The sequence below is a fragment of the Parabacteroides sp. CT06 genome, assembly GCF_002257605.1.
Lineage (GTDB): Bacteria > Bacteroidota > Bacteroidia > Bacteroidales > Tannerellaceae > Parabacteroides > Parabacteroides distasonis.
Genome location: NZ_CP022754.1, coordinates 1,600,730 through 1,615,133, shown reverse-complemented (window position 1 = coordinate 1,615,133; position 14,404 = coordinate 1,600,730). Strand labels below are relative to the sequence as shown.

At 51.6% G+C, this 14,404-nt stretch carries 9 protein-coding genes; 8 read left to right on the top strand and 1 reads right to left on the bottom strand.

Translation table 11 applies throughout. The annotated features are described in order from the left end of the window. The first annotated feature begins 42 nt into the window (after positions 1-42). From mfd to CI960_RS06990, 8 genes are all read left to right on the top strand, one after another. Positions 43-3,405 (top strand): transcription-repair coupling factor, encoded by a 3,363-nt coding sequence (gene mfd / locus CI960_RS07025; protein ID WP_005857771.1) that lies wholly within the window; start codon positions 43-45, stop codon positions 3,403-3,405. A gap of 27 nt (positions 3,406-3,432) precedes the next feature. After that, positions 3,433-5,334 carry a long-chain fatty acid--CoA ligase gene (locus CI960_RS07020; RefSeq protein WP_005857773.1) on the top strand — a complete coding sequence of 634 codons (1,902 nt, stop codon included), beginning with the start codon at positions 3,433-3,435 and terminating at the stop codon, positions 5,332-5,334. 282 nt (positions 5,335-5,616) lie between these two features. After that, positions 5,617-6,948: a C10 family peptidase gene (locus CI960_RS07015; protein WP_005857775.1), complete on the top strand. Its 1,332-nt coding sequence runs from the start codon at positions 5,617-5,619 to the stop codon at positions 6,946-6,948. A 21-nt stretch (positions 6,949-6,969) separates the two neighbouring features. Further along, positions 6,970-7,644 carry a hypothetical protein gene (locus tag CI960_RS07010; RefSeq protein WP_005857777.1) on the top strand — a complete coding sequence of 225 codons (675 nt, stop codon included), beginning with the start codon at positions 6,970-6,972 and terminating at the stop codon, positions 7,642-7,644. A gap of 303 nt (positions 7,645-7,947) precedes the next feature. Beyond that, positions 7,948-8,757: a DUF6261 family protein gene (locus tag CI960_RS07005; protein ID WP_005857779.1), complete on the top strand. Its 810-nt coding sequence runs from the start codon at positions 7,948-7,950 to the stop codon at positions 8,755-8,757. A 172-nt stretch (positions 8,758-8,929) separates the two neighbouring features. Further along, positions 8,930-11,518 carry a DUF5686 and carboxypeptidase-like regulatory domain-containing protein gene (locus CI960_RS07000; RefSeq protein WP_005857781.1) on the top strand — a complete coding sequence of 863 codons (2,589 nt, stop codon included), beginning with the start codon at positions 8,930-8,932 and terminating at the stop codon, positions 11,516-11,518. Between the two features lie 54 nt (positions 11,519-11,572). Continuing rightward, positions 11,573-12,868 (top strand): Na+/H+ antiporter NhaC family protein, encoded by a 1,296-nt coding sequence (locus CI960_RS06995; protein WP_005857783.1) that lies wholly within the window; start codon positions 11,573-11,575, stop codon positions 12,866-12,868. Positions 12,869-12,924: 56 nt separating this feature from the next. Continuing rightward, positions 12,925-13,167, top strand: coding sequence for a hypothetical protein (locus CI960_RS06990; protein WP_005857785.1), 243 nt, complete (start codon positions 12,925-12,927; stop codon positions 13,165-13,167). Positions 13,168-13,432: 265 nt separating this feature from the next. Here CI960_RS06990 and CI960_RS06985 read toward each other — a convergent pair whose 3' ends face one another. Next, the gene (locus tag CI960_RS06985) at positions 13,433-14,401 is read right to left on the bottom strand and encodes a hypothetical protein (RefSeq protein ID WP_005857787.1); all 969 of its coding nucleotides are present in this window, start codon (positions 14,399-14,401) and stop codon (positions 13,433-13,435) included. Between the last annotated feature and the right edge of the window lie 3 nt (positions 14,402-14,404).

Here is a 14,404-nt window from a genome sequence, read left to right as displayed (position 1 = left end):
TTTTCCCTAAAAAGGTTACCTTCGCGGAAACAAGATATCGCTTTGGAAGTACAAGAATTATTGAAACTATATGCCGCTCACCCGCAAGTGACGGCGCTGGACACCCTACTGAAAAACGATACGTCCCGCAATATATTCCTAAAGGGACTGAATGGCTCGGGTCCGGCGATGACGATCGCCTCTCTTTTTACGAAAGGAAGGGGAAGCTATGTGTGTGTGTTGAACGACCAAGAGGAAGCCGGCTATTTCTATCACGACTTGATGCAGCTTACCGCCAGCAATGAGGTATACTTCTTCCCATCCGCTTACCGGAGGGCCATCAAGTACGGGCATGTCGATCCGGCGAACGAGATCCTGCGCACCGAGGTACTCAGCCGGTTGCAAGACCCGGACGCCTCTTTCGTAATCGTCACGTATCCGGACGCCTTGGCGGAACGAGTCGTGGCCCGGGAGGTATTGAAGGAGAATACCTTAAAAATCAGCGTGGGCGAGAAGCTGGATAATATGTTTGTCTCCGACGTGCTGGACGAGTATGGCTTCGAGCAGGTCGATTATGTATATGAGCCGGGGCAGTACGCCCTCCGGGGCAGTATCCTCGACGTTTTCTCTTTCTCCTACGAGTTCCCCTACCGTATCGACTTTTTCGGCGACGAGGTGGAGACCATCCGTACGTTCGACGTGGAGACGCAGCTCAGCAAGGAGAAGCTGGACAGCATCTATATCGTACCGGAGATGAGCAAGGACGCCAAGGATAGTACTTCCTTGCTAGGTTCCCTCCCCCGGAACACCTTCATAGCGGCGAGAGATCTCGCATGGTGCAAGGAGCGCATCGGAAGCGTATGGAACGACGATCCGGTGGTAGCCGACGAGGAATCCTTCGCCGATATCGACCAGATGCGGAAGAAATTAGTCCGGGGCGAGGACTTCCTACGGGAGGTCTTGGATTTCCGTCGCATTCATTTCGGGGCACGGCCGATGGGAACGGCGGACGCTACCATCCATTTCTCTACGCAAACGCAGCCGATCTATCATAAGAATTTCGACCGGGTGAGCGAGTCGTTCCATAAATACCTCGATGAGGGCTATACATTATATATATTGAGCGATCAAGAGAAACAAGCCAACCGTATCCGGATGATTTTCGAGGATAGGGGCGACAATATCCCTTTCACCGCCGTAAACCGCACGATACACGAGGGATTCGCCGACGATACGCTACGCATCTGCTTTTTCACCGACCATCAATTGTTCGACCGCTTCCACAAGTTCAACTTGAAGAGCGATAAGGCACGAAGCGGAAAGATCACCCTTTCGCTCAAGGAACTGAACCAGTTCTCGCAAGGGGATTATATCGTACATATCGACCATGGCGTAGGACAGTTCGGGGGATTGGTACGCACCGAGGTGAACGGTAAGATGCAAGAGGCCATCAAATTGATTTATCAGAATAACGATATTATATTCGTCAGCATCCATTCCCTGCATAAATTATCGAAATACAAGGGGAAAGAGAGCGGCGAGCCGCCTAAGTTGAGCAAGCTCGGCACAGGCGCATGGGAAAAGATGAAGGAACGTACCAAGGCGAAGGTGAAGGATATCGCCCGGGACTTGATCCTCCTCTATTCCAAACGTAAGCAAGAGACGGGTTTCGCCTATGCGCCGGACAGCTTCATGCAGCATGAGCTGGAAGCCAGCTTCATCTATGAGGACACGCCGGACCAGATGAAGGCGACCGCCGAGGTCAAGGCGGATATGGAAAGTACCCGTCCGATGGACCGGTTGATTTGTGGAGACGTTGGTTTCGGAAAGACCGAGGTAGCTATCCGCGCCGCGTTCAAGGCGGTATCGGACAATAAGCAGGTGGCCGTGTTGGTACCCACCACCGTACTGGCTTTCCAGCATTACCAGACGTTTTGTGAGCGCTTGAAGGATTTCCCTTGCAAGATCGATTATATCAGCCGGGCCCGTACGGCCGCGCAAATCAAGGCTACCTTGAAAGAGCTGAAAGAGGGCGAGGTGAATATCTTGATCGGCACCCACCGGATCGTCGGCAAGGACGTGCGCTTCAAGGATCTGGGCTTGCTTATCATCGACGAGGAGCAGAAGTTCGGGGTATCCGTCAAGGAGAAGCTTCGGCAGCTGAAGGTGAACGTGGACACCTTGACCATGACGGCCACCCCGATCCCCCGTACCCTACAGTTCTCCTTGATGGGGGCCCGGGATCTTTCCAGCATCACCACGCCACCGCCCAACCGTTATCCCGTGCAGACGGAGGTGGAGCGTTTCAACCCCGATATTATCCGGGAAGCGATCAATTTCGAGATGAGCCGGAACGGGCAGGTGTTCTTCATCAACAACCGTATCCAGAACATCTACGAGATGGAAGCCTTGGTACGGCGAGAAGTCCCCGACGCACGGGTAGCCGTGGGGCACGGGCAGATGGAACCGGAGAAGCTAGAAAAGATCATCCTCGATTTCGTGAATTATGAGTATGACGTATTGATAGCCACCAGTATCGTGGAGAGCGGCATCGACGTGCCCAACGCCAATACGATCATCATCAACAACGCCCAGCAATTCGGGCTTAGCGACCTCCATCAGCTACGCGGACGTGTAGGACGAAGCAACCGGAAAGCCTTCTGCTACCTCCTTTCCCCGCCCCTCACCTCGCTGACACAGGAGGCACGACGCAGGTTGCAGGCGATCGAGAACTTCTCCGAGCTGGGTAGCGGTATCCATATCGCCATGCAAGACCTCGACATCCGGGGAGCCGGGAATATGCTAGGCGCCGAGCAAAGCGGTTTCATCGCCGACCTAGGCTATGAGACGTACCAGAAGATTTTGGAAGAGGCGGTAGACGAATTGAAAAGCGAGGAATTCGCCGATCTTTACGCTGATAATGCCGAAGGGCACCGGGATACGGGCAGCGAATACGTCCGGGAGACCTATATCGAGAGCGACCTGGAATTGATGTTCCCTCCCACCTACATCCCCAACGACTCGGAACGTATTTCCCTATACCGGGAGTTGGATAATATGGAGGAGGAACGTGACATCCTCGCCTTTACGGAGCGCCTGAAAGACCGCTTCGGCAAGATACCGAAGGAGGGCAAGGAGTTGATCCGGATCGTGCGCCTCCGTCGCATGGCCAAGAAACTGGGCATGGAGAAAGTGGTCCTGAAGAAAGGGCAGATGAGCCTCTTCTTGGTGAATAACCCGGATAGCCCGTATTACCAAAGCGAGGCGTTCGGCAAGCTGCTGGGCTTCATCCAAAAGCATCCCCGTGAGTGTAACCTCCGGGAGCAGAACGGCAAGCGAAGTATCGTGATCAAGAACGTCCCTACGGTGGAAGCGGCATGCGGCTACCTGCAAGAGATGGAAAAAATAAACTCAACCGACTTTTGACACATCCTCTTACAAACACGAAAAGATATGGAAAAGAAAACGATTATAGACCTTTTTGAGAGTTCAGTGAAGCGCTTCCCCGGTAATCCTTTTTTATGGGAGAAGACGGGCAAGCGATTCGAGCCAACCACTTACTCCAAGGTTCGCGACCTCGTCTATGAGGAAGGCGCAGGCCTCGTATCGCTGGGCGTGCGGAAAGGGGATAACATGGCTTTGCTGAGCGAGGGCCGCAACGCGTGGATCATCGGCGAGCTGGCCATGTTCTACGCCGGGGCGACGAACGTGCCCCTATCGATCAAGCTGGAGGAGGCGAACGACCTCTTATTCCGCCTCGTCCACGCCGACGTGAAATATATCATGGTATCGGGCCAGCAACTCAAGAAAATCCGGGCGATCAAGGATAAGCTCCCCGCCGTACGGAAGATCATCGTACTCGACGAGCTGGCGGAATACCAAGACCGTGAGATGCCTCTGTCCGAGATACGCCGGATGGGGAAGGTCTATCTGGGTATTCATCCGCTAGAGGAGTTCTTGGCGATCGGGCAATCGCTGGGCAACGATGATTACGCCACCATCACCTATACCTCCGGCACGACCGCCGATCCGAAAGGCGTGATCCTCACCCACCGTAACTATACGGCGAACGTGGAGCAAGCGCTCACCTGCGTGGATATAGACGATACGTGGCGTACGCTGGTGATCCTCCCGCTGGACCATTGCTTCGCCCACGTGGTAGGATTCTACATCTTCATGTCGAAGGGGGCCTCGGTAGCTACCGTGCAGGTAGGGCGCACGGGCATGGAGACCTTGAAGAATATCCCTGTCAACATAAAGGAGTTCAAGCCGGACCTGATCCTGAGCGTCCCCGCCTTGGCGAAGAACTTCAAGAAGAATATCGAGCAAGGTATCCGAGCGCGAGGCAAGAACGCCGTCCGCCTTTTCAACCTAGCCTTACGGATCGGTTATATCTATAACGGGGATAGCGACGAGGAGGAAGGAAAAGGTTTCCGCATCCTCTTGAAGCCACTGGTCCGTTTGTTCGACAAGCTATTGTTCGCGAAAGTCCGTGAGAACTTCGGGGGCGAACTGAAGTTCTTTATCGGAGGGGGCGCCTTGCTGGATAAGGACTTGCAGAAGTTCTATTACGCCTTGGGAATCCCGATGTACCAAGGATACGGGCTGAGCGAGGCGACACCGATCATCTCGACCAACGGCCCCCGCCGCCACGTCTTCGGCAGTAGCGGCGTATTGGTGCGGCCCCTCGACCTAAAGATCTGCGACATGGACGGCAACGTACTTCCTCCGGGGGAGAAAGGCGAGATCGTCATCCGGGGAGAGAACGTGATGGCCGGCTACTGGAAGAACCCGGCATCGACGGCCGATACCGTAAAGGAGGGTTGGCTGTACACCGGGGATATGGGATATATGCGTGACGGGCTTCTTTATGTGTTGGGGCGTTTCAAGAGCCTGCTGATCGGAAGCGACGGGGAGAAATACAGTCCGGAGGGTATAGAGGAAGCCTTGGTAGAGCATTCCTCTTGCATCGACCAGCTGATCCTGTACAATAACCAGAGTCCGTACACGACCGCCCTGTTGGTCCCTAACAAAGAACGGTTGCGGAAACATCTGGCCCACCAGAATCTGGACCTCACGAGCGATCAAGGCCGAGAAGAGGCCATCCGTATCATCCAGCGCCAGATCGACCGTTTCCGCAAGGGAGGCGACCTGTCTAGTATGTTCCCGGATCGTTGGTTGCCGACCACCTTCGCCATCCTCCCCGAGCCTTTCACCGAGCAAAACGGCATGGTAAATAGCACCATGAAGATCGTCCGGGGCAAGGTAGAGAAAGCCTACGCCGCCCGTATCGCCCAGCTCTATACCCCCGAGGGGAAGAACCCGCAGAACAAGTGGAACAAGGAGGCGTTGTAGAGACGCGGCGTGCTGCGTCTCATCCCCCGCGATGGGCCTTGCTACCCCGGCAAGGCCTTTGTTGTTTCAAGAGGGTCGCGACAAATGGATAATAACGAGATTTCATACAAGATTCTGATCACAGAATTTGTTTTTATCCGATTTAATCCAGACCTTTACGACTCAACATTTACCTATTCTATTCAAAGAATAAATGGTCCCGTCTCTTCGGAGTTCCTTCTCAAGATCAACAAAGGTTGATAATCACTTTTTTCTCATGCTAATCTCTAAATCCAATCTCACATGAAAGCAACGGATACTTTACTGAGTACGATTATTATCGGCGTTACTTTAATAATCATGACGGGATGTTCACAAAGTGAAGATCTTATAGATGCTGGCGCCCAAGCGTTAAACGCGGCGACAAACAATGACAAGGAGTTGGTCTTAACCGCCTCCGAGCAAATCGCCCTTTCCGTAAAACAGAAAGGTTCATACAATATCTCGGAAAAAGAAGCGAAAAAGAACTTCGAGAGCTATGCTAAGACCATCCACAAGGAGAAAGCCGTAAAAGTAAAAGCTCTCTCATTGAAGAAGAACAAGAAAAACGGGAGAAACCTATATTACGAAGTTATATTCGAAAACGACAAAGGAACGGGATTCTCCCTATTATCGGCAGATGAACGTGTAGACAAGCTACTTTGTTACTCAGAAAACGGGTCTATATCGGACACCTCGTTTAACAAGAGCTTGAAATACTGCCTAGAGCTAGTCGAATTGTATGTGGAGGAGCAAACTCAAAAAGAATTAGACATAGAAAGTCTGGCTTCTTCGGCTAATCAAAAGATAAAAGCGGCAAATAAAGGCAAGGTAATCACCAAAGCGCTCCCGCCATTTGACCCCGACGACCCGAACAGCCCTTGGAGTTATGACCGGACAGACGTAAAAAACGAAGTCACCGAAAGGATCAAGCTAGTTCCCGGAGGATGGCATCAAGAAAGTCCGTTCAATGACTTACTGCCATTGCTTCCTCCAGATTATACAGATAGAGCCTATGTGGGTTGTGGTATGATAGCCGTCTCGCAAATCATGGCATATCACAAAAAGCCCTACAGCAATTATATCACGGCGGCGATGTGGCCTACAATGATTGATAATAGATATACATCCGTAGAGCTAAAGCGCCTTATGCTTGATTTGTTTAATACGATGAACACAGGATATGATGGGCATGGGACAAGTAGCACTATATCCAAAGCCAGAGACTTCCTAAACAATAATGGCTATACCGCCGGATCCGCTCAAGATTATACATTTGACAGAGCTTGGAGCGCATTAAGCTATGGCCCTACATATGTAATGGGAATAAAAGCTGATGATGAAGGCCATGCTTGGGTAATCGATGGGGTACGAATCACGAAAACTACCAGTACCGATATCTATACCATTACATATAACGGGAAAGTGTTTGAAGCTTCCGGCAATTCTTCCATCACTTCCTTTCGAACTGTCCGGTATGATTGGGGAGGAAGAACCTTGAGTGACAATGGTTGGTTTACCAGCGGTATTTTCGAAAAGCCATCTACTGGAAGCAATTACAATCGGAATAATAAGATAATCAGTTATATTTATTAACCCTTTTAGATATAGAGTCCTATGAGAAGTATATTTTTTCTATGCTGCGTAGCGCTAGCCGGCCTCTGCGCCTGTGAATCGGAACCACAAGAAGGTCAAATCTCTTGTGTAGAGGATATAGTTATACAAATCGTACTGACAGACCCGGAGCTGAACGATCGCCTGAACCCGGGATCCCCTAGCTTCCTTGGAGAAGAGTATACCCAAGGAATAGAAGTCATGTATCGGTATAAAGATCAAAAATTAACCCTTCCCCTACTTTGGCCCCTCCAGACACACGGAGGAGCCATCCTAGGAGAATGGAGCACGATCTATCCACCGTATAAGGATGATGAAGTATATGGAATGGTAAATCAAAATACGATGGGATACTATTACATCGAAGCATCCCCTTTCGTGACGGAAGGAAATAGGGATATCGCCTATACCTATATCCAGTATCCCGACGGAAACGAGGATGAGATAAAAGTACAGCTATACAGGACTTCATCCTTGCTCCTTATGGATCAGATCTGGATCAACGGAGAACTAGTTTATTCCATGCATCCTAAGGAAGGCTCCCTAAGCACGAAGCAGTATTACAACCCGGAATATTATCCGTTCCTCGTCCCAACGCTGGACGACGATGGCAAGCAGATCGGGGATCTGGTGCAGCCCGAGGGCGGCACCAGTATCATCGTGATCAAGAAGAAATGATTTATCGCGAGGCCCGGCCACCACGGTTGGGCCCCGCTGAAATTTTTAAATTCCATCTCGCGCCTAACGCAAGCCCGATTTAAACTTTTAAATTCCATCTCGCGCCTAACGCAAGCCTGATTTAAACTTTTAAATTCCATCTCGCACCCGACGCAAGCCCGATTTAAACTTTTAAATCCACCCCGCACCGGATGTAAGCCCGATTTTAAAAAAACAATGCCGCTCTTGATCGATACATCCGGAAATCTTCTTACATTAGCACAATTAAATCATATATATCTATCCAACTAAAAATTTTCAGACATGGCAAAAATCACGAAAGTAAAGAGCGCATATTTAGAAAGATTGAACAACGCCGAGTACCGAACCTTCATGGCCCGCTACGGGAACCTGCTCGCGGGTGGCGGAAGCGACTCGGAATCGCCCGACGAGATCAGCTTCGATCCGAACGACCCGCTGGGCATCCCCCAAGAAGTTCGTACAGCTTTCGCCGCCGATTTCGCCCTATTGACCGACGCCGTGAACCAATCCTCGGCCAGCGAGGAGACCGCGCAGATGTCCACCCTCGACAAGGAGAGGGATGATCTCTTGATCTTCATTACTTCCACCATTACCCAAATGACGAAAAGCCCGCTGGCGGCGCAACGCACGGCGGCCGAGAAGCTATACCTTCCCGTGAAGCCCTACATCGGAGCCGCGCGCCTCGCCAACTTGCAGGAGACGGCCGCCATCGAGGGCTTGCTGGTAGACCTCGACAAGGACGGCATGCCCGAGGCGCTGGCGGCGCTCACCCTCACCGAGGTAGTGGCCTCGCTGAAGGAGAAGAACCAGCAATACGCAGCCTTGACCGAGCAGCGCACCAACGCGCAAGCCGACAACCCCATCGAGAGCGCCAAGAAGATCCGCCTCCGCATGGACGAGGAATACGACGAGATGACCACCTACGCCTTCGCCCAGAGCGTGGTGAAGCCAACGGCTACGACCGCCACCTTCATCAACCGCCTCAACACCCTCATCGACGAGACCAACGCCCTCTACAACCAACGCATCGCACAAGCGAGGGCCGCCGCCGCCAAGAAGCAAGCGGATAGCGAATCGCCGTCAGAGATATAAAGCCGTGAGGCCCTCATGTTTTTTAGATTTAAGAATGATGGGGCTCCCCTCCCTCCAAGGAGGGGATGCCCCATTGATTAATGATTATTAATAGCCTCTCCCCCCTCCCTCCCACGAAAAAAACATACCTTTGCCAACTGTATTATCCGTGAAGGAATAACGAGACATTTACATGATAAGATCTATTCGCTATATCACTTTGCTAGTCCTGTTACAATTCGTGACCGGCATTTCCGTCCTATACGCCCAGAGCATAACTTCCGCGTCCGGAATCGTGAGAGACTCCGTAAGCGGGGAACCCCTATCCTACGTATCCGTCATGTTCGAAAACTCGACGATCGGGGCGATGACCGACGATGACGGGGCTTTCAGCCTCCAGAACGACAAAGGGCTTACCCGGCTGGTCGTATCCTCGCTTGGATATGACAATAAGGTCGTAAACCTAAAGGCCGGGCAAAAGAACGACAATCTGGATATATTATTAAGCCCCACCTCCTTCCAGATCGCGGAGGTAGAGGTGAGGCCTACCAAGGAGAGATACTCCCGCAAGGACAACCCCGCCGTGGAACTGATCAAGAAAGTCATAGAGCATAAGAACGACAACCGCATCGAGGCGAAGGACGAGTACCAAAGCGAGGTGTACGAGAAGCTCAGCATGTCGCTGGACGACTTCAACCCCAATCTCGAGAAGAATAAGTTCCTGAAGAAATTCAAGTTCATCAAGAACTATCTGGATACCTCGGAGTTCAACGGGAAACCGATCCTGACGATCTCCGTCCGTGAGACGATCTCCGACCAATACTACCGCAAACATCCCAAGGCGGAGAAGACGATCACCAAGGCCAAGCGCCAGCAGGGTATCGACAAGACATTGGACGATGGAGGCGCCATCACCGCCAACCTTGAGGAGATATTCAAGGGCGTCAATATCTTCGACAACAATATCAATATCTTGTTGAACCGTTTCGTGAGCCCGTTATCTTCCACGCTGGCCGTCTCCTATTACAAATATTATATCATGGATACGGTGGACGTAGCCGGAGATAAATGTGTGGATCTCGCCTTCGTGCCCGTAAACAGCCAGAGCTACGGCTTCACGGGCCGCTTGTACATCACGCTGGACGGTAATTACGCCGTCAAGAAATTCCTCTTGAACACCCCGGCGAACATCAACCTCAACTGGGTGGACAAGCTCCGGATCGAACAAGAGTTCAAGCGGATGCCGGATAGTACTTGGGTGCTCGCCAACGAGAATACCTACGTTAATTTCTATATCGTAAAAGGGGCGCAACAGCTCTATGCCCACCAGCTAAGGAATTTCGATAAGTATCAGTTCGACGTGCAGAACGCCGACTCGATCTTCGGCCTTCTCGGTCCGATCCATGAGCTGCCCGAAGCCACCGCCCAGACCGACACCTTCTGGATACACAACCGCCATGTCCCCTTGAAAGAGAAAGAGAGCGCCTTGGACGACTTGCTGGCGCAACTCCGCAAGGTACCGGCTTTCAACGTGATCATCAAGACCGCCGAGATATTGATCACCGGTTATATCCCGACCACGGCGGACAAGGATAAGAGCAAGTTCGATTTCGGACCGATGAATACCACTTTCAGCGCCAACCATCTGGAGGGCTTCCGCATGCGTGTGGGAGGTATGACGACGGCAAACCTCAACCCGCACTGGTTCGGTAGCGGTTATCTAGCCTATGGCGTAAACGACCGTAAGCTAAAGTATAACGCCAAGCTGACGTATAGCGTGAACAAGAAGAAATATCACGAGGGAGAAAGCCCGGTGAACAATATCTCCGCTATCCAAGAGTACGACGTATATACGCCCGGTCAAGACTTCCTCTTCACCAGCAAGGATAATATGTTCGTGGCATGGAAGGTGGGCGAGCCCGTCACCATGATGCAATACATCCGCAAGACCATGCTCCAGTACCAGAAGGAATGGCTGAATGGCCTGACCCTTACCACTTGGGCACGTAACGAGAACAACGAGGCGGCCGGAACGCTCCGCTACGACCGTTACAACGCCGACGGGACATTGACGAACTTAAAGAGTTTCACCAACACGGAGCTAGGGGCCCAGCTTCGTTTCGCCCCGGGCGAGCGTGCCTATAACGGACGAGAGGGTAAGAACTCTCTTTTCAACCTCTCAAAAGACGCTCCCGTATTCAAGCTATCCCATCAGATGGGATTGAAGAACGTGTTGGGGGGCGACTTCAACTACAACCATACGGAGATCAGCGCCGAGAAACGGATCTGGCTCTCTTCCTTCGGACATATCGACGCCTTGGTGACAGCGGGCAAGGTATGGGACAAGGTCCCTTTCCCCTTGCTCATCATGCCGAATACCAACCAGTCCATCACGATCCAGCCGCAAGCCTTCAACATGATGCGTGCGCTGGAGTTCGTAAGCGACCAGTATGTTTCGTTCTACTTCACGTATTATATGAAGGGATGGATCTTAAACCGTATTCCCGGCGTGAAGTGGCTACGTTTGCGTGAGGTGATATCGTTCAGCGGTTTCTACGGAGGACTGACCGATAAGAATAACCCGGCCTTGGACCCGACGGGACTATACCGCTTCCCCGAGGGAACCTCGCCGATGGGCCGTACACCTTACCTGGAGGCCAGCGTAGGTCTGGAGAACATCTTCAAGATATTACGGATCGATTATTACCGCCGGTTGACGTATCTGGACCAACCGAATATCAAGAAGGGGGGCGTGCGTATAGCGCTGCGGTTCTCCTTCTAAGAGTTGACAGTTGAGAATTGACAGTTGACAGTTAAATGTAGGAGAGATAAGAAAATGGGGGAGTTGGAACGCAGACCGAACGCATGGGCATTGACGCCGCTGGTGGTATTCTTATTGACTTATTTGGTGATATCTATCGTGGCGGGAGATTTCTATAAGATGCCGATAACGGTAGCCTTCGTCATCTCCTCGATCGTAGCGATAGCGATCTCCAAGGGAGGCAAATTAAGCAACCGTATCGAGCAGTTCTGCCGGGGGGCGGCCAATAGCAATATCATGCTGATGGTATTGATCTTCATCCTCGCCGGGGCGTTCGCGCAGACCGCCAAGGCGATGGGTGCCGTAGACGCTACCGTGAATCTGGCGATGTCCATCCTGCCCGGTAACCTGTTGGCGGCCGGAATCTTCTTGGCCGCTTGTTTCATATCCATCTCGGTAGGTACGTCGGTGGGCACGATCGTGGCCTTGGCCCCGGTAGCCGTCGGTATAGCGGACAAGACGGGGATGCCGGACGCCCTTATGCTAGGTGTCGTGGTGAGCGGCGCCATGTTCGGCGATAACCTGTCGTTCATATCCGATACGACCATCGTAGCTACCCGCACGCAGGGTTGCCAGATGTCCGATAAGTTCAAGGTGAATATCCGTATCGCCCTCCCGATAGCGATCCTGACCGGATTGATATACGTGCTGGTGGGAAGCGGCGTGGAGAACGCTTACGCCCCGGCCCCGATCGAATGGGTCAAGGTGATCCCTTATCTGGTGGTGTTGGTAACCGCCGTTTGCGGGATCAATGTCATGCTGGTGCTATTCATCGGGATCGTCCTGTCCGGTATAGTAGGTTTGTGGACCGGTAGCTTCGATATCTGGGGCTGGAACGCCTCCATGGGATTAGGTATCACCAATATGGGCGAGCTGATTATCGTGACGCTTCTGGCAGGAGGCATGTTGGAGATGATCCGCTATAACGGGGGTATCGACTGGATCATCCGCAAGCTTACCTCCCGCATCCATTCCTCCAAGGGGGCCGAGATGAGCATAGCGGCCTTGGTGAGCTTCGCCAACCTTTGCACGGCCAACAATACGATCGCCCTCATCATGGCCGGCCCGATCGCCAAGGATATAGCGGACCGGTTCAAGATAGATCCCCGCCGCAGCGCCAGCCTATTGGATATCTTCTCTTGCTTCATACAGGGAATCATCCCCTACGGCGCCCAGATGTTGATGGCCGCCGGACTCGGGCATGTCTCCCCTATCGAGATCATGCAATATCTTTACTACCCATATCTATTGGGAGCAGGCGCCTTATTGGCGATCGCATTCAATTATCCGAGGAAATATACGGTAAATTAAATGGATAAACATTATCTTTGCTCACAGTACTCATTTAAAGAATAAGGAGGATCCGTATGACAACGATGGAATTAAGGGCAGACATCTTCGAGAATCTTAATTTCCTGCTAGATAACGAAGAGGCGATGACACAGCTGAAAAAATATCTGTGCCAGCTGCGAAATAAAGTCGAACGGGACAGCCCTTGTAAATATGACGTTGGCGAATTGACACAACGTGTACGCCAAGGTGTACAAGATGCCCGCCAAGGCCTAGGACAAAGTCACGACGACCTAGTAAAAGAAGCCGAAACATGGTAAAAATAAAATTAATTTACTTCCACGAGAAAGATACCTGTCATATCGTTGCGGTTTGGGATTGCCGTAATAATCCCAAACTATTACAAGATAAGCTTGGAGAAGAATAAATAAGACGTACAGATCCTCTATGTGAAAACACAATAGTATTCAAAGCAAAAAGACTATTGTGTCCGGGATTGAATACTATTGTGTTCGCTGATGAATATTACTGTGTTCAAGTAGAAACACTGTAGTGCTTGGGAGCGATGGGAATACGGCAATCGGATTAGCCGAACAAATCCAGCGTAAGCTGTTTCTTCGCGGCTTCCAGTTTACGAAGATGCCGCTTGCCTTGAGGGGTGACGATCTCCATCTTATCGAAACGGGTACGTATCACCGTAGTCACGGTATAGCTCACGTTGACCACCTCTCCTAGCTCCGACAGACGGCGGGCGATCTCCAAGACGCAATCGATGCACATACCGCTCGTGAACGAGATCTTGTCCTCGAACATCTGTTTCTTGAAATCCTCATCTTGCATATAGAAATCGATCGTCTCGCCTCCCTTGTTGTAGATACCTTTCCACCGATACTTACTATCTTTCAGTACCGGCGAGATGATCTCTATCGTGGCCTTATTATCCTTGACCGTAGGCAGATCGTCGCTACGCAAGATAAAATAATCGAACTGGTCCCGTTTCACCTCCAGCGAACCGGAACGGTTGCGATCCTTCTCGTTCAACTCACGTACCGAGATTTTCGTCACCTTCGGATACCCTTTCAAAGCCTCGTAGAAATTAGACTTACACTTACAGAAACGGGGCGAGGCGTTCAACAGGTCGATCAAGCGGTGTGAAGGCGTAGCCCCCGGAGTCTTCAGCCGTAGTTCACGGCGTAACTTGAACAGCTCACGCTGCATCTCCTCCTCGTCCGCCGGCGTACGATCCATCAGCGGTTGTCCACCTACCGACAAGGAAGGACGGGTCAATATCTGCATCACCAAGTTCAACACGATAGAGATAGAGCGGCTACTCTCCCCGGCCACGCCCAGCTTCTCACGGAAACCACCCTCCTTATCGTAAGGCTCGTTGTAAACCGTCAGCTTCACGTCCAGCATATCCGCCAAGGAACGTATCAGCGTAAGAATCTCCTTCTCACACCGGTGCTTGGTCATGGCATCCATATAATTGGATTTATTATTAAAGGAATAACGTATCTCCAGCTTATTCGCGAATTTTAGAATAGAGTCACTCATTTG

Bases quoted from the DNA above. Each gene is read 5' to 3' on its own strand.
- CI960_RS07015 (WP_005857775.1), top strand. From the start codon at position 5,617: ATGAAAGCAACGGATACTTTACTGAGTACGATTATTATCGGCGTTACT.
- CI960_RS06985 (WP_005857787.1), bottom strand. From the start codon at position 14,401: ATGAGTGACTCTATTCTAAAATTCGCGAATAAGCTGGAGATACGTTAT.
- CI960_RS07020 (WP_005857773.1), top strand. From the start codon at position 3,433: ATGGAAAAGAAAACGATTATAGACCTTTTTGAGAGTTCAGTGAAGCGC.
- CI960_RS06990 (WP_005857785.1), top strand. From the start codon at position 12,925: ATGACAACGATGGAATTAAGGGCAGACATCTTCGAGAATCTTAATTTC.
- CI960_RS06995 (WP_005857783.1), top strand. From the start codon at position 11,573: ATGGGGGAGTTGGAACGCAGACCGAACGCATGGGCATTGACGCCGCTG.
- CI960_RS07010 (WP_005857777.1), top strand. From the start codon at position 6,970: ATGAGAAGTATATTTTTTCTATGCTGCGTAGCGCTAGCCGGCCTCTGC.
- CI960_RS07000 (WP_005857781.1), top strand. From the start codon at position 8,930: ATGATAAGATCTATTCGCTATATCACTTTGCTAGTCCTGTTACAATTC.
- CI960_RS07005 (WP_005857779.1), top strand. From the start codon at position 7,948: ATGGCAAAAATCACGAAAGTAAAGAGCGCATATTTAGAAAGATTGAAC.